Source organism: Massilia endophytica, from assembly GCF_021165955.1.
In the GTDB taxonomy this organism is placed as follows: domain Bacteria; phylum Pseudomonadota; class Gammaproteobacteria; order Burkholderiales; family Burkholderiaceae_D; genus Rugamonas; species Rugamonas endophytica.
Window position 1 is genome coordinate 4475400 of the sequence record NZ_CP088952.1, and the last position, 18280, is coordinate 4493679.

The window sequence follows — 18280 nt, forward strand, 5'->3', positions numbered from 1 at the left end:
GGTGGCGGACCGGGTGTTCGGGGACAGACCCCATGCGGGGTCCGTCCCCATCTGTCCCGGATTGATTAATAGCGGTAGTGATCCGGCTTGTACGGACCGTCGACCTTCACGTTGATGTAGGCAGCCTGCTCTTCCGTCAGGGTGGTGAGCTGCGCGTTCAGCTTCTTCAGCTGCAGGCGCGCCACTTTCTCGTCCAGGTGCTTCGGCAGGGTGTACACGCCGACCGGGTAGGCCTTGGTGTTCGAGAACAGCTCGATCTGCGCGATGGTCTGGTTGGCGAAGGAGGACGACATCACGTACGACGGGTGGCCCGTGCCGCAGCCCAGGTTCACCAGGCGGCCTTCGGCCAGGATGATGATGCGCTTACCGTCCGGGAAGATCACATGGTCCACCTGGGGCTTGATGTTCTCCCACTTGTACTTCTTCAGCGAGGCGACGTCGATCTCGTTGTCGAAGTGGCCGATGTTGCAGACGATGGCCTGGTCCTTCATCTTCAGCATGTGCTGCTCGGTGAGGATGTGGTAGTTGCCGGTGCAGGTGACGAAGATGTCGCCATGTTCGGCGGCGTAGTCCATGGTCACCACGCGGTAGCCTTCCATCGCGGCCTGCAGGGCGCAGATCGGGTCGATCTCGGTCACCCACACCTGCGCGGAGAGGGCGCGCATGGCCTGGGCCGAGCCCTTGCCCACGTCGCCGTAGCCTGCGATCACGGCGATCTTACCGGCGATCATGACGTCGGTCGCGCGCTTGATGCCGTCCACCAGGGACTCGCGGCAGCCGTACAGGTTGTCGAACTTGGACTTGGTGACGGAGTCGTTCACGTTAATGGCCGGGAAGGCCAGCTTGCCTTCCTTGTGCATCTGGTACAGGCGGTGCACGCCGGTGGTGGTCTCTTCGGTCACGCCGAGGATATGCGGCAGGCGCTTGGAGTACCAGTTCGCGTCCTTGGCCAGGTGGGCCTTGATGGACTTGAACAGGCAGATCTCTTCTTCCGAACCCGGATTGTCCAGCACCGAGATGTCCTTCTCGGCGCGCGCGCCCAGGTGCAGCAGCAGGGTGGCGTCGCCGCCGTCGTCCAGGATCATGTTCGAGTACACGCCTTCGCCCGGCCATTCGAAGATGCGGTGGGTGTAGTCCCAGTAGTCGTCCAGGGTTTCGCCCTTCACGGCGAACACCGGGGTGCCGTTGGCGGCGATGGCGGCGGCGGCGTGGTCCTGGGTCGAGTAGATATTGCAGGACGCCCAGCGCACCTGTGCGCCCAGCGCTTCGAGCGTCTGGATCAGCACCGCGGTCTGGATGGTCATGTGCAGGGAACCGGTGATGCGCGCGCCCTTCAGGGGCTGCTTGGCGGCGAATTCCTCGCGGATCGCCATCAGGCCCGGCATTTCGGTTTCGGCGATCTTGATTTCTTTATTGCCCCAGTCGGCGAGACCGATGTCGGCAATGATGTAGTCTTGTTTGAGTCCGGCGTTCATCACGCCCTCCTTTCAGTAAGTTGAATGAAGTAACGTGAGCGCGGTTTGCAGAATCCCGAGCCTGGCGGATGAGTGCACCCGTCGCAACGCTCCTCGGAGAACCGCCATTCTACCTGATCTGCCTGCCGTTCAGGAAGTCCGGTTCACGTTGCGCCGGATCCAGCTCAGCATATCGGCCCAGATGCGCTGCTGCTCGGCGGGCGGCGGCAGGGCCTGGGCGTGCGGCAGTTCCAGGGTGATCACCGGGGTGTTGCGGGAAAGGCCAAGGTAGTTGCCCAGCGAGCCGGGATAGACGCCCACGCGGTTGAAACGCAGGCGCCCGAAGCGCTGCGGCACGGGGGCCGGGCCGTCGAAATCGAGCACGCCGAAGGGCGCGTGCACGGAGATGATGATGTCCGGCTTGAAGCGTTCGATCTCCTCGCTGATCCAGCGGCTCTCCGGCTCGGAGAGCGGCGTCTTGCCGGGGAAGCGGCGCGGATCGCTGCCCGTGCGGCGCGCCCAGTAGGCGGGCGCCTCGCGTTCCCAGCCCGGCGTGGGGAAATTGCGGTTCAGGTCCACGCCCCTGGCGTTCACGCGCGTGGCCCTGGGCGCCAGCAGGCCGTCGGGATTGACGGCCGGGGCGATGCGCCAGTGGAAGCTGCGGGCGATGGGGCGCTCCATCCAGTTCATCCAGCGGAAGACGATGGCCGAGGCGGTGGGCTCGTCGCCGTGGATGCCGCCCAGCAGCAGCACGCGCAGGGGCGCCTCGGCGCCCGGCCCGGGCGGAATCTCGCGCACCAGGATGGGCTGGCCCTTGTGCGACTGCGCGCCCGTGGCCCGCAGGCCGCTGGACTGGCAGTCCGCGCGCGATACGCCGGGCAGGCGTTCGCTCAGCCTTGAACACAGCTGGTCGGCCTGTGCGCCGGCCAGGGCGAAGCCCGGCGCCAGCAGCGCCAGGGCCAGAGCTCCCACAATGCGGTTCGCAGCGATTTCGGCACCCCAAAAGAAAAAAGCGCCCGGAGTATCCGGGCGCTTGTCACTCTAGCACTTACAGGCCGGCGGCGGCGCGCAGCGCTGCTGCCTTGTCCGTGCGCTCCCAGCTGAACTCCGGCTCTTCGCGGCCGAAGTGGCCGTAGGCGGCGGTCTTCTGGTAGATAGGACGCAGCAGGTCCAGCATCTGCACGATGCCTTTCGGGCGCAGGTCGAAGTACTCGTGCACCAGGGCTGCGATCTTCTCGTCCGCAATCACGCCCGTGCCTTCGGTGTAGACGGTGATGTTGATCGGGCGCGCCACGCCGATGGCGTAGGACACCTGCACCTGGCACTGGCGCGCCAGGCCTGCGGCCACAATGTTCTTGGCCACGTAGCGCGCGGCGTAAGCTGCCGAACGGTCAACCTTGGACGGGTCCTTGCCGGAGAAGGCGCCGCCGCCGTGGGGCGCTGCGCCGCCGTAGGTGTCGACGATGATCTTGCGGCCGGTCAGGCCGCAGTCGCCCTGCGGGCCGCCGATGACGAAGCGGCCGGTCGGGTTGACCAGGAATTTGGTGTCCTTCAGCCATTCGCGCGGCAGCACGGGACGGATGATCTCTTCGATCACCGCTTCCTCGATCTGCTTGTGGTGCATTTCAGGCGCGTGCTGGGTGGAGAGGACCACGGTGTCCACGGCCACCGGGCGGCCATCGACATAGCGCAGGGTGACCTGGGACTTGGCGTCGGGACGCAGCCATGGCAGGCGGCCGTCCTTGCGCAGCTGCGACTGGCGCTCCACCAGGCGGTGCGAGTAGTAGATCGCGGCAGGCATCAGTTCCGGGGTCTCGTCGCAGGCATAGCCGAACATCAGGCCCTGGTCGCCGGCGCCCTGGTCCAGGTCGATGCCCGCGCCTTCGTCCACGCCCTGGGCGATGTCCGGCGACTGCTTGTCGTAGGCCACCAGCACGGCGCAGCCCTTGTAGTCGATGCCGTATTCGGTGTTGTCGTAGCCGATGCGCTTGATGGTTTCGCGCGCGACCTGGATGTAGTCGACGTTGGCGTGGGTCGTGATCTCGCCCGCCAGCACCACCAGGCCGGTGTTGCACAGCGTTTCGGCGGCCACGCGCGCCTTCGGGTCCTGGGCCAGGATGGCGTCCAGGATGGCGTCGGAAATCTGGTCGGCGACTTTGTCGGGATGGCCTTCCGAGACGGATTCGGAAGTGAAGAGGTAATCGTTAGACATCGCAAGCTCCTGTGTGTCTGGTTGATAGTACTGTCGCAACCACCACAACGGCCTTGCGACGCTTTAGCGAGATTTGTATTCCGCCTCGCAAGTTGTCTGTTAACTCGGCGGTTGCTGCTTGTCGTGGTATTTTACGCTTCTTCAAAAATTTTTGGGTAGGGCAACGTAAAAATCCGTTGCTGATAAACACCTCCATGCTGTTAGCCACTTTCCGTTTCTTTTCAATCTTTCCATTGCCAGTTTTGCACGCCCTGGGCTCCGCCCTGGGATGGCTGGTCTATCTGCTATCGCCGTCCGTGCGCCGCCGCATGCGGGAAAACATGGCGCGCGCGGGCTTTGAGCAGCATCTGCCGCAGGCCGTGGCCGAGGCGGGCAAGGCCATTGCCGAGCTGCCCTTCATCTGGTGCGCCGACCCGGCCCGCGTATCGCGCCGCGCCCGCATCGAGAACTGGGAGCTGGTGCAAAGCACGCTGGATGCGGGCCGCGGCATCGTCTTCCTGACCCCGCACCTGGGCTGCTTCGAGATCGTGGCGCAGGAGATTGCGCTGCGCCAGGAGCTCATGGTGATGTACCGGCCGCCGAAGAAGGAGGCGATGAAGCCCCTGATCGAAGGCGCCCGCGCCCGCAAGAACCTGCTGCTGGCGCCCGCCAACATGGGCGGGGTGCGCATGCTGGCCAAGTTCCTGAAGAAGGGCCTGCCCATCGGCCTGCTGCCCGACCAGGTGCCGCAGGAAGGCGAAGGCGTGTGGGCCGACTTCTTCGGCAAGGCCGCCTACACCATGACCCTGCCCGCCAAGATGGCGCAGCTGGGGGATGCGGTCGTCATCGTCACCTATGCCGAGCGCCTGCCGCTGGGCCGCGGCTACATCATCCGCTTCGTGCCCTTCACCGGCTCGCTGGACGGCGACAGCGCCCAGCAGGCGCGCGCCATCAATGCGGCCATGGAGCAGCTCATCGCCCGCAACCCGGCGCAGTACTACTGGAGCTACAACCGCTACAAGGTGCCGGCCGGCGTGGCCGCGCCTGCGCAGGAGGCGGCATGAAGATCCTGCTTGGCTTCATGTGGCTGCTGCACTGGCTGCCCCTGCCCGTGCTGGGACGCTTCGGCGACCTGGTGGGCAGCCTGCTCTTCATCGTGATGGGGCCGCGCCGCGAAATCGCGCTGACCAACCTGCGCCTGTGCATGCCCGAACTCTCGGAGGCGGAGCGCCGCAGCCTGGCGCGCCAGCACTTCCAGGCCTATTCGCGCAGCGTGTTCGAGCGCGCGATCCTGTGGTGGGCGCCGGAGTCCCGCCTCAAGCGCCTGATCGAGATCGAGACCAGCGAAGGCATGCCGCCCGGCCAGATCCCCGTGGCGGCCATGACGGAAAAGCCCACCATCCTCCTCTGCCCGCACTTCGTGTGCCTGGATGTGGGCGGCGCCGCCATCGCCATGGAAGCGAGCGCCTCGTCCATGTATGTGCAGCAGAAGAACGCCGACTTCGACAAGGTGCTGCGCGAAGGCCGCGCGCGCTTCCGCCCAGTGAAGCTGTTCACGCGCCAGGACGGCATCAAGCCCATCCTGCGCGCCCTGCGCGAGCACCTGCCCTATTTCATGCTGCCGGACATGGATTTCGGCGAGAAGGATGCGGAATTCGTGCCCTTCTTCGGCATTCCCGCCGCCACCCTGACGGCCACGGCCCGCATTGCGGCCACCACCGGCGCCCAGGTCATGCCCGTGATCGCCACCTTCCTGCCCGGTTACCGTGGATGGCGCGTCAAGTTTTATCCAGTGTGGGACAATTACCCGGGCCCGGACATGGTCGCCGCAACCCGCCGCATGAACGAGTTCATCGAGGACCGCGTGCGCGAAGCGCCTGCGGAGTACTTCTGGACCCACAAGCGCTTCAAGACCCGTCCCGAGGGCGAACCTTCCTTCTACTCGAACAAGCGATGAAACTCAAATTCACCAAGATGCACGGCGCGGGCAACGACTTCGTCGTGATCGACGCCATCAACCAGCAGCTCGACCTGTCGCCCGCGCAGTGGAAGGCGCTGGGCGACCGCCGCTTCGGCGTGGGCGCGGACCAGATGCTCGTGGTGGAGAAGTCGGCCACGCCGGGCTGCGATTTCCGCTACCGCATCTTCAACAGCGACGGCGGCGAGGTGGAACAGTGCGGCAACGGCGCGCGCGCCTTCGTGAAGTTCGTGACCGAGAAAGGCCTGACCGACCGCCGCAGCATCTCCGTCGAAACCATGAAGGGCGTGATCTCGCCCCGCCTGGAAGACGACGGCAGCGTGACGGTGGACATGGGCCCGCCCGTGCTGGAACCGGAGCGCGTGCCCTTCGATACCGAGGGCCTGCAGGGCCAGCGCGAAGGCCGCGACACGCTCTGGCCCCTGGTGCTGGAGCTGGGCGGAGAGAAGGAAACAGTGCTGGTGTCGGTGGTCTCGATGGGCAATCCGCACGCCGTGCAGGTGGTGGCCGATGTGGACACCGCGCCGGTGGAACTGACCGGCCCCCTGATCGAGCACCACCCCCACTTCCCGCAGCGCGTGAACGCGGGCTTCATGCAGCTCATGGACCGCCACCATATCCGCCTGCGCGTGTTCGAGCGGGGCGCGGGCGAAACCCTGGCCTGCGGCACCGGCGCCTGCGCGGCGGTGGTGGCGGGCATCCGGCGCGGCCTGCTCGATTCGCCCGTGCGCGTGGATGCGCGCGGCGGCCGGCTCTCCATCGCCTGGGCCGGCGAAGGCCAGCCGGTGCTCATGACCGGCCCTGCGGTCACGGTGTTCGAAGGCGAAATCGAGATCTGAGCGTCAGGCCGCCATGGCCTCGTTGCCGCGCGCCGTGGAGAGCAGCCAGGTCTTGAAGCGGTAGAGGCGCTGGCGGTAGTTCCCTTCCGGCCCGGAGAGGCTGCAATCCACTTGTTCGAACAGGCGGGCGATGCGGTCCAGGGCCTGGCGCTGCTGGGCGTTGCGCACCAGCACCAGCCGCCGCTTGCTGCGCCCATAGGCGGCGCGGATATCCACCACGAGACAATGCCCCTGGTCGGCCGACCGCACGTCCAGCAGCAGGGCTTCGGCCCGCGTCAGCTGGAAGGTGCGCGCCAGCTCGATGCGGGCAGCCAGCAGGGGCTGGCTGCTGAAAAGCTCCCGCGTCAGCAGGGGCATCAGCTGCTCCGCCCAGCCCGCGGCCGGGGGCGGCGGGGCGATGCGGTCCAGCGCCGCCTGGGCCTCGGCGCTGCCCTGGGCCGCCGCCTTCTGCAGCCAGTAGGCCGCCTTCACATCATTCTGTTCGCCGCCCCGGCGCGTGCGCCAGGCCTGCATGCCGCACTCGAGCTGGGCGCCGCTGTGGCCCATGCCCGCCGCGCGCTCCAGGCAGGCCTGGGCCTCGCTCACGCTGCGCTGGGAGAATTCCGGTTTCACATAGATGCGGGACAGGGCATACCAGGCGTCCGCCAGGCCCTGCTCGCCCGCCTGGGTGAGCCAGCGGATGGCGCGCTTGAAGTTCACCGTGCCGCTGCCCTGCGGCAGGCGCTCGCCTTCGCAGTTCATGCGGGCCAGGGCCAGCCCCAGGGCCAGCTGGGCGTTGCGGTCGCCTGCGGCGGCGGCCAGCTCGCGCATGCGCGCCAGCTCCTCGCCCTCCCCTTCCTCGGCCATGGCCTCGGCACAGCGGGAGAGCAGCCGCACCTGGGCCTCGCTGCCCTGCCAGGCGGCCGCTTCGGCCGGCGCCTCGGCCAGCAGGCTGCGCGCCAGGGGCAGCGCGCATTGCAGGAATTCGCCGCCTTCTTCCTCGTTCCAGATCTGCTCCAGCAGGGCGTACTGGGCTTCCTCCGCGCTGCCGTCGCTCGGCCAGCGGCGCGGCTCGGCCAGGGTATATCCGGCGGGGGCCGGCTCGCGCTGCGGTTCGGGACGCAGCTGGGCCAGCAGCCAGCGCGCATCGGCAAAGCCCTGGCGGGCGGCAGCTTCGAGGCGGGGCAGCAGGCGCTCGCGCAGGCCGGGCTGTTCGAGGACGGGGCCCTGCAGCACCAGCTGGGCCAGGGTCACGGCCGCCTCGGGAATGGCCGCCTCGGCCGCCTGGGCGTACCAGTCCAGTACCGCCGGACGGCAGTGCTGTGCAAACTCGAAGGGAATATGCTCGCCGATCAGGCGCCAGGCCAGGTCCTCGCCCTGGGCGGCCGCCCGGCTCAGCCAATGCAGGGCGGTCGGCATGCTGTGCGGCAGGCTCGCGCCGCCGAACAGATACAACTGCCCCAGTTTCAGTTGGCACGCGGCATCTCCCGCCCGCGCCCCGCGGATCACTGCCAGCTCCTCACGATTCGCCATCGATCGGCTCCAAGAAAGTGCGCTTCTCTTATATTGCCGGGCTCCCGTGGAAGACCGGCTGTTATGGTCTGACCATGTTGCCATAAGAAGCAGACGAGGATGGAAGGCCGCCAAGCGGGCTTTCGCCTAGAAGTTGACGTAGCGCAAATCCCAGAAACGGGCCGAAAGCCCGCGCCAAGACGGAGAATTAGCTCATTAATGAAGGGAAGCGGCCTCTGCCGCAGGCCCTTACCCTAGTAGTTTTACCGTTTCATAAATACAACAAGAAAAACGCAATCTTTCGCTTTCTGCCAATACTCGCGCTCATAATCAACCAATCCTGCGCACTGGACGGGAGCAGCAATTAAGGTTTCACTCATCCGAGTGTTCGAGACGCACTCAGCTTGTTGATTTTTGACCGACACAATTCTTAAAAAGGACGAAAAATGAAGAAATCCTTGGTAGCTCTGGCATTGATGGGTGCATTCGGCGGCGCCTATGCGCAGTCCTCCGTCGTCATTTACGGCACGCTGGACGCGGGCGTCCAAAAGACCACCAATACCGCCAACACCGCCACCCAGATCACCAAGCGCGACAACAACAAGCTGGGCTTCCGCGGCGTGGAAGACCTGGGCAGCGGCCTGAAGGCCCTGTTCCAGCTGGAGATCCGCTATGAGCCGGACACCGGCGTCATCGAATCGACCACCCGTCCCCTGTTCCAGGGCCAGAGCCGCGTGGGCCTGCAAGGCGCCTTCGGTACGGTGCGCCTGGGCCGTGGCCTGACCGCCTACCAGGAATCGACCATCGCCTTCGAGCCATGGTCCGGCCTGCCGAACGTGGCGGGCTACCAGACCAACCTGCAAGTGGCCGGCTACACCAGCGATCCGCTGAGCGCCGCGGGCAACTCCGGCAACCGCTTCTCCAACGCCATCTGGTGGAACTCGCCCGTGTGGAACGGCTTCCAGCTGAACGTGAACGTGGCCAGCAAGGAAGCCAACGGCAGCCCCGCCATCATCGGCCGCGGCACCGCCGCCGCTCCGCAGTACGGCGCGAACGCCATGGCCTCGGCCAACCCGTACTCGATCAGCGCGACCTATACCAACGGTCCGTTCGCCGCCATGCTGGCAACCGAGCGCAACGCCATCGAGACCAAGCTGTGGTCCATGGCCGCCTCGTACAAGCCGACCACCGCCCTGAAGCTGATGGCCACCTACACCAAGCAGGACCTGGAGCACACCGTCGCCGTCAACAACGAAGTGGACGCATGGGTGCTGGGCGCCAACTACACCGTTGGCCCAGGCAAGTTCCTGTTCGGCTACGGCCAGAAGTCGCCGGACGGCCAGCTGAAGACCAAGCAGATCTCCGTGGGCTACGAGTACAGCCTGTCGGCCCGCACCTACCTGTACGTGGACCTGGCCAGCAAGAAGACCCCGCTGACCGCCACCGCGACCAGCGACGTGAACCAGAAACACTACGCACTGGGCATCCACCACAACTTCTGATCGCCTCCGGGCGGTACAAAAAGACGCCTGCGGGCGTCTTTTTTTATTTGCTGTCGGGTAAAATGCGCATGCCTTACTTGGGAAACAACACATGACCGCTCAACTGGACTCTCTGGCTGTCGCGCAGTATCTCGCCGACCATCCGCATTTCTTCGAAGAACACGCCAACCTGCTGGGGGACGTCAAGCTGTCCAGCCCCCTCACCGGCCGCGCCGTGTCGCTGCAGGAAAGGCAGATGGAAGTGATGCGCGAGAAGTACAAGACGCTGGAGCTGCGCCTGGCCGAGCTCACCCGCCACGCGCACGAGAACGCCGCCATCGCCAACCGCTTCCACAGCTGGAACCAGGCGCTGCTGCGCGAGCGCGACCCGGCCGCCCTGCCGCGCGCCATGACCGAAGGCCTGAAGGACAGCTTCCATGTGCCCGCCGCCACCCTGCGCCTGTTCGACGTGCCGTCCCAGTATGCGGACGAATGGTTCGCCGCCGGCGTGTCGGAAGACGCCCGCCTGTTCGCCAACAGCCTGCTGGCGCCCTACTGCGGCAGCAATAACGATTTCGAAGCCGTGCGCTGGCTGGACGATGCGGACAGCATCAAGTCCACCGTCATCCTCGCCCTGCGCAAGCCCGGCACGCGCGACCCGGCCTTCGGCCTGCTGATCATGGGCTCGCCCGATCCGGAACGCTTCACGGCCCTGATGGCGACGGACTTCCTGGTCCACATCGCCGAAACCGCCAGCGTGGCCCTGGCTCCCCTGGTGGCCTGAGCCGCACCATGGACAGGGCGCACGGCAAGCAGGACTGGGCCGGCGCCTGGCTGGACTACCTGAAGACCCAGCGCAAGCTGTCCGATCACACAACTGCCGCCTACGGCCGCGACCTGCGCGAGCTGGCCGTCCTCAGCGAAGGGCGGGAGCCCGCCGCCCTGAACCACTTCGATATCCGCCGCTACGCGGCCAAGCTGCACGCCTCCGGGCAGGATGCGCGCACGATTTCGCGCAAGCTCTCCTGCTGGCGCGGCTTCTTCGACTGGCTGGGCGGCCAGACGGAGCTCGCCGCCAATCCCGTGGAAGGCGTGCGGGCCCCCAAGCGCGCCAGGACCCTGCCCAAGGCGCTGGCCGTGGACGACGCCGTGCAGCTGGTCTCCACCCCGGCGCGCACAGCCGCCGCGGGCAGCGAACCCGCCGAGCTGTGCAGCCTGGCCATGTTCGAGCTGCTCTATTCGAGCGGGCTGCGGGTCTCGGAGCTGTGCGGCCTCGACCTCGTCTTCCGCAAGGCGGAGGCGGGCCGCGGCGCCTCGGCGGGCTGGCTGGAGCGGGACAATGCGGAAGTGGTCGTGACCGGCAAGGGCGGCAAGATGCGCCGCGTGCCCGTGGGCAAGGCGGCCCTGGCCGCGCTGGACGCCTGGCTGGCCGTGCGCCCCGCGCCGGCGGACGGCAGCGCCGCCCTCTTCCTGAGCGCGCGCGGCAGCCGCATGTCGCCCCGCGTGGTGCAGCAGCGCCTCAAGCAGCACAGCCTGGCCACGGGCGCACCCATGCATGTGCACCCGCACATGCTGCGCCACTCCTTCGCCTCCCACGTGCTGCAGTCCTCGGGCGACCTGCGCGCCGTGCAGGAGATGCTGGGCCACAGCAGCATCAGCTCGACCCAGGTGTATACGGCGCTGGATTTCCAGCATCTTGCCCAGGTCTATGACAAGGCTCATCCCCGGGCTAAAATCAAGTAAGGCCGGGCATTAAGGCTGATTCAGATCAATTCCGCCGTTGGACAGCTCTCTTGAAATTCCGGCATAATCGACCGATTCTGTTACCGGTAAAGCGCACATGGCACTGATTCCCACCACTATTCTCACCGGCTTCCTGGGCGCCGGAAAAACCACCCTGCTGAACCGCATCCTGCAGGAAAACCACGGCATGCGCATCGCCGTGATCGAAAACGAATTCGGCCAGGAAAATATCGATAACGAGATCCTGGTGCAGGAAAGCCGCGAGCAGATCGTGGAAATGAATAACGGTTGCATCTGCTGCACGGTGCGGGGCGACCTCATCATTGGCCTCTCCGACCTGGCGCGCCGCCGCGCCGCCGGCGAGATCCAGTTCGACCGCGTGGTGATCGAGACCACCGGCCTGGCCAATCCCGGCCCCGTGGCCCAGACCTTCTTCGTGGACGACGAAGTGGGCAGCAACTACATGCTGGACGCCATCGTGACTGTGGTAGATGCGCGTCACGCCAACCAGCAGCTGGACGAGAACGAGGAAGCCCAGCGCCAGGTGGGCTTCGCCGACAAGATCCTGCTCTCCAAGACTGACCTGGTGGACGCGGCCGCCGTGGACGCCCTGTGCGCCCGCCTCAAGCGCATCAACCCGCGCGCGCCCATCAGCCGTTCCGACTTCGGCCGCGCGCCGATCACGGAAGTGCTTGATCTGAAAGGCTTTAACCTGAACGAGAAGCTGGAGATCGACCCCGATTTCCTGGCCGCCGAAGAGCACGAACACCACCACGATCACGACCACGAGCATGGCGAACACTGCGACCATCCCAGTCATGCGCACGATCATCACCATAGCCATCATACTGACGAGATCGCAGCCTTTGCCTTCCGCAGCGAGCGGCCTTTCGATCCCAACAAGCTGGACGAGTTCCTCGGCGGCCTGATCAACGTGTACGGCCCTCGCATGTTGCGCTACAAAGGCGTATTGTGGATGCAAGGCGCCGAGCGCAAGGTAGTATTCCAGGGCGTCCACCAGATCATGGGAAGCGATCTGGGCGCGAAATGGGGCGAAAGCGACGTTCGCGGCAGCAAAATGGTGTTTATTGGCAAAAATTTACCAAAAGACGTGTTTATTCGCGGTTTGGAACAATGTTTGGTATAAACTAACCCGGTTTTGTGTGGGGACCGGCTGAGCCGGGCCAGATGTCGCCGAACATCTGCTATTTGAAAACTCTGTCGTATCGAAGGTAAGCGAAGTCATGACGAAAACTAATAAATCGACCCCCGCCGCTGAAGCTCCGCTGCTCACGGAAGAACAGATTCTGAAGATGAGCGACAAGGACTACATGAACCCGGCGCAGATGGCCTTCTTCAAGGCCCGGCTGCAGGCGCTGGAAAAGGAGCTTCTGAAGAACGCCGGCGAAACCACCGAACACCTGCGCGAAACCGTGCTGGTGCCGGACCCGGCCGACCGCGCCACCATCGAGGAAGAGCATGCGCTGGAGCTGCGCACCCGCGACCGCGAGCGCAAGCTGCTCAAGAAAGTGCAGCAGTCCCTCATCGCCATCGACAACGGCGAGTACGGCTGGTGCGAGGAAACCGGCGAACCGATCGGCATTCCGCGCCTGATCGCCCGTCCGACCGCCACGCTGTCGCTGGAAGCGCAGCAGCGCCGCGAACTGAAGCAGAAGCTCTACGGGGACTGATCCTTCCGAGCTCAGCACAAAAAGCATGCCCCGGGCATGCTTTTTTTTCGCGTTCAGCTACACTAGGGCGTGGGCATTTTCTCCAAGTTCAGGAAAAACAAGGAAGGCGAGGCCGTCCCCGAGGACGATGCCGCCGCCCGCCGTGCCGCCCAGGCGGAGCTGCAGCGCGAGCTGGCGCGCGCCACGGCCCTGAAAATCGACGCCATCGAAGCGGCCATGGCGGCCGACATCTTCGATAGCCCGGAACCCGTGTTCCGCCGCCCTCCCCGTCCCGCCGCCGCACCGTCCAGCCCCTTCACCGAGGACTTCACCACCGAGCTGCTGGAAGACGAGGACACGCCCGCCGAAGCGGCCGCGGCCGAAAGCGCGCCCCTGGTGGAGGAAGTGGCCATCCTGTACGCGAACGGCGAGCTGGAGGCGGCCGGGCTGCTGCTGCGCAGCGGGCTGGACGCGAAGGACCGCATGGTGTGGTGGATGCTGTTCGACCTCTACCAGATTCTCGGGCGGCAGGAGGACTTCGACAGCCTGTCCCTGGACTATGCCGCCGCCTTCGAAACCTCCCCGCCGCCCTGGAATCCCCCCGCAGCGGACCAGTCCGACGCCCACGCCGGGGCCGTGCAGACGGTAGTGCTCTCCGGCCTGCTGGACGAGCAGGTGGCCGAGCAGATCGGCACCCTGCGCGCCACGGCGGCCCAGGCCAGCCAGCTGCGCCTGGAGCTGGGGCGGCTCACGGGCGCCGAACCGGTCGGCTGCGCCCTGCTGCTGCAGGCCCTGAACCAGATCGAGCGGCCCGGCCTTGAGCTGGCCCTGCCGGGGGCCGACGTGCTGTGCGGCCACCTCCGCGCCCTGCCCGGCCTCAGGGACAAGGCCCAGGGCGAGGCGCCCTGGCTGCTCCTGCTCGAACTGTTGCGCCTGCAGAACCTGGAACAGGAGTTCGAGGATGTCAGCATGGACTACTGCCTCGCCTTCGAGGTCTCGCCCCCGCCCTTCCGGCCGCCGCAGGACAAGGTGGAAGCGCGCATGCGCCAGCCCGCGCCCGCGGGCGGCGAGCGTTTTGTGTTGCCTGAAGTCATCCATACGGACGACCTTGCTTTACTCGGCCGGATTGCCGCCTATGCTGAACGGTATCCGGCGCTGGTGTTCGACTGCTCGCGGCTGGCGCGCATCGAATTCGGCGCCGCCAACCAGCTGCTGGCGGCCCTGCAAGCCCTGCCGGGGCGCCGCATCGAATTCCGCGCCCTGAACCACCTGGCGGCGGCCCTGCTGCGCCTGGTGGGCATGGGCCGGATCGCCCGCCTGCAGCCGCATCGCTACTGATTCGAAGCAACTTGCAATTTTGACGTCCCATCCCCATTTCCGGGGCTGGACGCAGAGGCGTCACTCATCGAGGGCACTATGGAACAATTTCACGGCACCACCATTCTGTGCGTGCGGCGCGGCAAACAGGTCGCATTGGGCGGCGATGGCCAGGTAACCCTGGGCAATATCGTCATGAAGGGCACGGCGCGCAAGGTGCGCAAGGTCTACAACGGCAAGGTGCTGGTGGGCTTCGCGGGCGGCACCGCGGACGCGTTCACCCTGCTGGAGCGCTTCGAAGCCAAGCTGGAGAAGCACCAGGGCAACCTGCTGCGCTCCTCCGTCGAGATGGCCAAGGACTGGCGCACCGACCGCGTGCTGCGCCGCCTGGAAGCCATGCTGCTGGTGGCCGACAGCGAATCGACCCTGGTCATTACCGGCAACGGCGACGTGCTGGAGCCGGAAGACGGCGTGGGCGCCATCGGCTCGGGCGGCAGCTACGCCCAGTCCGCGGCCAAGGCCCTGGCCGAGAACACGGAACTGAGCCCGGCCGAGATCGTCAAGAAATCCCTGACCATCGCAGGCGAGCTGTGCATCTACACCAACCTGAACCACATCATCGAAACGCTGGACTGAGCCCATGAACATGACACCCCAGGAAATCGTCGGCGAACTGGACAAGCACGTCGTCGGCCAAGGCAAGGCCAAGCGCGCCGTCGCCATTGCGCTGCGCAACCGCTGGCGCCGCCAGCAGGTGGAAGAGCCCCTGCGCCACGAGATCACGCCCAAGAACATCCTCATGATCGGTCCCACCGGCGTGGGCAAGACCGAGATCGCGCGCCGCCTCGCCAAGCTGGCCGACGCGCCCTTCATCAAGATCGAAGCCACCAAGTTCACCGAGGTGGGCTATGTGGGGCGCGATGTGGACACCATCATCCGCGACCTGATCGACATCGGCGTGAAGCAGACCCGCCAGTCCGAGATGGCCAAGGTGCGCGCGCGGGCCGAGGACGCGGCGGAAGACCGCGTGCTCGACATCCTGCTGCCGCCGCCGCGCGACTTCGGCTTCGCCAATACGCAGAGCGACGCGCCTGCCAGCGACAGCACGCGCCAGACCTTCCGCAAGCGCCTGCGCCAGGGCGAGCTGGACGACAAGGAAATCGAGATCGAGCTGGCCGAGCCGGCGCCGCAGATGGAAATCATGGCGCCGCCCGGCATGGAGGAAATGACCGAGCAGATCAAGTCCATGTTCTCGGGCGTGGGCGGCGGGCGAAAGAAGGCGCGCAAGATCAAGATCAGGGAAGCCATGAAGCTGCTGCTGGACGAAGAGGCGGCCAAGCTCGTGAACGAAGACGAGATGAAGCAGAAGGCGATTCAGAACGTGGAGCAGAACGGCATCGTCTTCCTGGACGAGATCGACAAGATCGCCTCGCGCTCGGAGACGGGCGGCGCCGACGTATCGCGCGCGGGCGTGCAGCGCGACCTGCTGCCGCTGGTGGAAGGCACCACGGTCAACACCAAGTACGGCATGATCAAGACCGACCACATCTTGTTCATCGCCTCCGGCGCCTTCCATCTGGCCAAGCCCTCGGACCTTATCCCCGAGCTGCAAGGGCGCTTCCCCATCCGGGTGGAGCTGGAATCGCTGTCGATTGCCGACTTCGAGCGCATCCTGACGAGCACCGACGCCTGCCTGACGCGCCAGTACGAAGCCCTGCTGGCGACGGAGGGCCTGAAGCTGGAGTTCTCGCCCGAAGGCATTACGCGGCTGGCAGAGATCTCCTACCAGGTCAACGAGCGCACGGAAAACATCGGCGCGCGGCGCCTGTACACGGTGATGGAGAAGCTGCTCGAAGAGATCTCCTTCACGGCGACGGAAGGCGGCAGCAAGACGGTGGTGATCGACGCCGACTACGTCAACCAGCGGCTGGACGCGCTGGCGGTGAACGAAGACCTCTCCCGCTACGTCCTGTAATGGCCAACAAGACCTTGCGGACGCGGCAGAAGATCGTCGTGACCGCCCCGCCCGTCAAGCCCCGCAACCCGTTTGCGGGGCTGGCGAAGGCGCGTTCCGCAGGTCCCCACGAGCGCAGCAAGAGCGCCGAACGGCAAGCCGCCAAGCGCGCCATCGCCAAAGCCAAGCTCAAGCCCGACCCCGACGATTAACCCGGTCGCCGTAAAAAGTTGCTTAATTGGGGACAGACCCCTTTAAGAAATTCGCAAAATTTCTTAAAGGGGTCTGTCCCCAATTAAGCAACTTTTTCTGTTTTTTATTGCGAGGTGACCGGGCGCTGGGCGGGGGCCGTCTGGACCGGAGCATTCGGGATCGGCGCCAGCTGGCCGGGCGGGCCGACCGGGGTGCCGGGCGGCGGAGTCACCAGCGGCGTGGCCGATGGAGCCTGGGCCACCGGCGCCGGCGGCGGCGTGATTGTGGGCGGGTTCACCGGCGCCAGCGGCGCCGTGGTGGTGGAGGATACGCCTTCAGCCGCTGGCAGGTCGATGCGCTTCTGCACCCCGCCTTCCAGCAGGATCACATGGCGCGCCTGCACATCATGTACGGTGACACCCGGCGCCACTTCTTCGCCTATCGGATACGCCTTGGCCGGTTCGCCGTTCGCGGCGATGATGGCCACGCTGCGCTGCCCCGCGCGCGAGGCGACCACGCCCACCAGCTGGTAGTTGCTGACCGCGGCAACGGCCGTCTGGCCGCCGAACAGGCCGCGCGCCATGTCGGGCGAGGCTTCGGGCATCTGCTGCACGGGCACCACGGCAATGGGGCGCTGCTGCGGCTTGAAGAGCTGCAGGCCCCAGTAGGCCAGCGAGGCGGTCAGCGCGACCACGGCGGCCAGGGTGCTCAGGAAGGGTAGTCGGTTCAAATGTGTTCTCCAGTGTTCAGCGCACCAGCTGGTTGATCTCGATGATGGGCATCAGCACGGCCAGCACGATCAGCAGCACGACCACGCCCATGGCCAGGATCAGCGCCGGTTCGAGCAGGCCCGCAATGGTGAGCGTGCGGCGCTCCAGGTCCTGTTCCTGCGCGCTGGCGGCGCGTTCGAGCATGGCGGGCAGCTCGCCCGTGATTTCGCCTGCGCGGATCATGTGGATCAGCATGGGCGGGAAGTGTTTTTGCGCGGATAGTGCACGCGCGAGGCTCACGCCTTCGCGCACGGCGTTGCTGGCGTCTTCCACCAGCTGGCGCATGGCGACGTTGGACAGGGTGTCGCGGCTGGTCTCCAGCGCGCGCAGGATCGGCACGCCGGAGCCGGTGGTGATCGCGAGCGTGCTGGCGAAACGCGAAGTGTTCAGGCTGCGTTCGAACTTGCCGTACAGGGGCGCCGTGAGCAGCCAGGTATGCCAGCGCAGCTTGAGCGCGATGTTCTGCAGCGCGCGGCGCCACATGAACCATGCGCCAATGAGGAGCACGAGCACGATCAGGCCGTAGTTCCGCACGAAGTCCGACACGGCCAGCATGATGATGGTGAGAACGGGCAGCTTCTGCTTGGTGTTGGCGAACACGGATACGATCTGCGGCACCACATACGTCAGCAGGAAGATCACGATGGCGAATGCCACCACCGTCACGATAGCGGGATAGGTGAAAGCCAGCTTCACCTTCTGCACCAGGGCGTTGCGCCTTTCGATATAGTCCGCAAGCCGCGAGAGCACGCGCGAGAGCTGGCCGATCTGCTCGCCGGATGCGACCAGGGCGCGGTAGATTTCGGCGAAGTCGCGCGGGTGGCGCGAGAGCACGTCCGACAGCGATGCGCCGCCTATCACCTCCGAGCGGATCGATGCGATCAGGTCGCGCACATAGGGGCGCTCGGCCTGTTCCAGCAGGGCCGTGAAGGCCTGTTCCAGTGGCAGGCCCGCTTCGAGCAGGCTGGCCAGCTGGCGCGTGAACAGGGCCAGTTCGCTGGTGGAGAGCTTCTCGCCGAAGCCGCGGCGCGTGGCTGCGCCGCTCGCATCCACCTGGGCGGAAATGGCGTCCACCTTGATCGGCACCAGGCCTTGCGCGCGCAGGTCGGCACGCGCGGAGCGGGCGCTGTCCGAATTGAGCACGCCTTTTTTCGTTGCGCCTGCCTCGTCGACGGCTTCATAGCGGAATGCGGGCATCGC

General features: G+C 66.0%; 18 protein-coding genes and 1 riboswitch. Of the genes, 12 read left to right on the forward strand and 6 right to left on the reverse strand.

The window, feature by feature from the left end:
- Positions 1-65: 65 nt before the first annotated feature.
- The 3 genes from ahcY to metK form a co-directional block, all read right to left on the reverse strand.
- On the reverse strand, positions 66-1475 hold the full coding sequence (gene ahcY / locus LSQ66_RS20430; RefSeq protein ID WP_231767003.1) for an adenosylhomocysteinase: 1410 nt from the start codon (positions 1473-1475) through the stop codon (positions 66-68).
- Positions 1476-1504: 29 nt separating this feature from the next.
- Positions 1505-1576: riboswitch (S-adenosyl-L-homocysteine riboswitch) on the reverse strand.
- Positions 1577-1604: 28 nt separating this feature from the next.
- Entirely contained in the window at positions 1605-2426 is an 822-nt protein-coding gene (locus LSQ66_RS20435) for a M14 family zinc carboxypeptidase (RefSeq protein WP_231767004.1), read from the reverse strand.
- 76 nt (positions 2427-2502) lie between these two features.
- Positions 2503-3666: a methionine adenosyltransferase gene (gene metK / locus LSQ66_RS20440; RefSeq protein ID WP_231767005.1), complete on the reverse strand. Its 1164-nt coding sequence runs from the start codon at positions 3664-3666 to the stop codon at positions 2503-2505.
- Positions 3667-3860: 194 nt separating this feature from the next.
- Between metK and LSQ66_RS20445 the strand changes: the two genes are divergently transcribed.
- Genes LSQ66_RS20445 through dapF form a run of 3 tightly spaced genes read left to right on the forward strand, consistent with a single transcriptional unit; the run spans position 3861 to position 6462 of the window.
- A complete protein-coding gene (locus LSQ66_RS20445; protein WP_231767006.1) occupies positions 3861-4709 on the forward strand; it encodes a lysophospholipid acyltransferase family protein in 849 nt (282 codons plus the stop codon).
- Positions 4706-5602 carry an LpxL/LpxP family acyltransferase gene (locus LSQ66_RS20450; protein ID WP_231767007.1) on the forward strand — a complete coding sequence of 299 codons (897 nt, stop codon included), beginning with the start codon at positions 4706-4708 and terminating at the stop codon, positions 5600-5602. The genes LSQ66_RS20445 and LSQ66_RS20450 overlap by 4 nt, the downstream gene beginning before the upstream one ends.
- Positions 5599-6462, forward strand: coding sequence for a diaminopimelate epimerase (dapF, locus tag LSQ66_RS20455; protein WP_231767008.1), 864 nt, complete (start codon positions 5599-5601; stop codon positions 6460-6462). The genes LSQ66_RS20450 and dapF overlap by 4 nt, the downstream gene beginning before the upstream one ends.
- A 3-nt stretch (positions 6463-6465) precedes the next feature.
- Here the strand turns inward: dapF and LSQ66_RS20460 are convergent, their stop codons facing one another.
- Positions 6466-7974: a tetratricopeptide repeat protein gene (locus tag LSQ66_RS20460; RefSeq protein ID WP_231767009.1), complete on the reverse strand. Its 1509-nt coding sequence runs from the start codon at positions 7972-7974 to the stop codon at positions 6466-6468.
- 425 nt (positions 7975-8399) lie between these two features.
- Between LSQ66_RS20460 and LSQ66_RS20465 the strand changes: the two genes are divergently transcribed.
- From LSQ66_RS20465 to LSQ66_RS20505, 9 genes are all read left to right on the forward strand, one after another.
- A complete protein-coding gene (locus LSQ66_RS20465) occupies positions 8400-9455 on the forward strand; it encodes a porin (RefSeq protein WP_231767010.1) in 1056 nt (351 codons plus the stop codon).
- A 91-nt stretch (positions 9456-9546) separates the two neighbouring features.
- Positions 9547-10218, forward strand: a complete 672-nt coding sequence (locus LSQ66_RS20470; RefSeq protein WP_231767011.1) for a DUF484 family protein — start codon at positions 9547-9549, stop codon at positions 10216-10218.
- Between the two features lie 8 nt (positions 10219-10226).
- On the forward strand, positions 10227-11177 hold the full coding sequence (locus LSQ66_RS20475) for a tyrosine recombinase XerC (protein WP_231767012.1): 951 nt from the start codon (positions 10227-10229) through the stop codon (positions 11175-11177).
- A 97-nt stretch (positions 11178-11274) separates the two neighbouring features.
- On the forward strand, positions 11275-12324 hold the full coding sequence (locus LSQ66_RS20480) for a CobW family GTP-binding protein (RefSeq protein ID WP_231767013.1): 1050 nt from the start codon (positions 11275-11277) through the stop codon (positions 12322-12324).
- Between the two features lie 97 nt (positions 12325-12421).
- Positions 12422-12868 carry an RNA polymerase-binding protein DksA gene (dksA, locus tag LSQ66_RS20485; protein WP_231767014.1) on the forward strand — a complete coding sequence of 149 codons (447 nt, stop codon included), beginning with the start codon at positions 12422-12424 and terminating at the stop codon, positions 12866-12868.
- A gap of 69 nt (positions 12869-12937) precedes the next feature.
- Positions 12938-14185 carry a hypothetical protein gene (locus LSQ66_RS20490; protein WP_231767015.1) on the forward strand — a complete coding sequence of 416 codons (1248 nt, stop codon included), beginning with the start codon at positions 12938-12940 and terminating at the stop codon, positions 14183-14185.
- Between the two features lie 78 nt (positions 14186-14263).
- The gene (hslV, locus tag LSQ66_RS20495; RefSeq protein WP_231767016.1) at positions 14264-14800 is read left to right on the forward strand and encodes an ATP-dependent protease subunit HslV; all 537 of its coding nucleotides are present in this window, start codon (positions 14264-14266) and stop codon (positions 14798-14800) included.
- A 4-nt stretch (positions 14801-14804) separates the two neighbouring features.
- A complete protein-coding gene (hslU, locus tag LSQ66_RS20500) occupies positions 14805-16139 on the forward strand; it encodes an ATP-dependent protease ATPase subunit HslU (RefSeq protein ID WP_231767017.1) in 1335 nt (444 codons plus the stop codon).
- A 38-nt stretch (positions 16140-16177) separates the two neighbouring features.
- Complete coding sequence (locus LSQ66_RS20505; RefSeq protein ID WP_231767018.1) at positions 16178-16330, forward strand: hypothetical protein; 153 nt, start codon at positions 16178-16180, stop codon at positions 16328-16330.
- 104 nt (positions 16331-16434) lie between these two features.
- Here the strand turns inward: LSQ66_RS20505 and LSQ66_RS20510 are convergent, their stop codons facing one another.
- Entirely contained in the window at positions 16435-17040 is a 606-nt protein-coding gene (locus tag LSQ66_RS20510; protein ID WP_231767019.1) for a type II secretion system protein N, read from the reverse strand.
- 16 nt (positions 17041-17056) lie between these two features.
- Positions 17057-18277 carry a type II secretion system inner membrane protein GspF gene (gene gspF / locus LSQ66_RS20515; RefSeq protein WP_231767020.1) on the reverse strand — a complete coding sequence of 407 codons (1221 nt, stop codon included), beginning with the start codon at positions 18275-18277 and terminating at the stop codon, positions 17057-17059.
- Positions 18278-18280 lie beyond the last annotated feature (3 nt).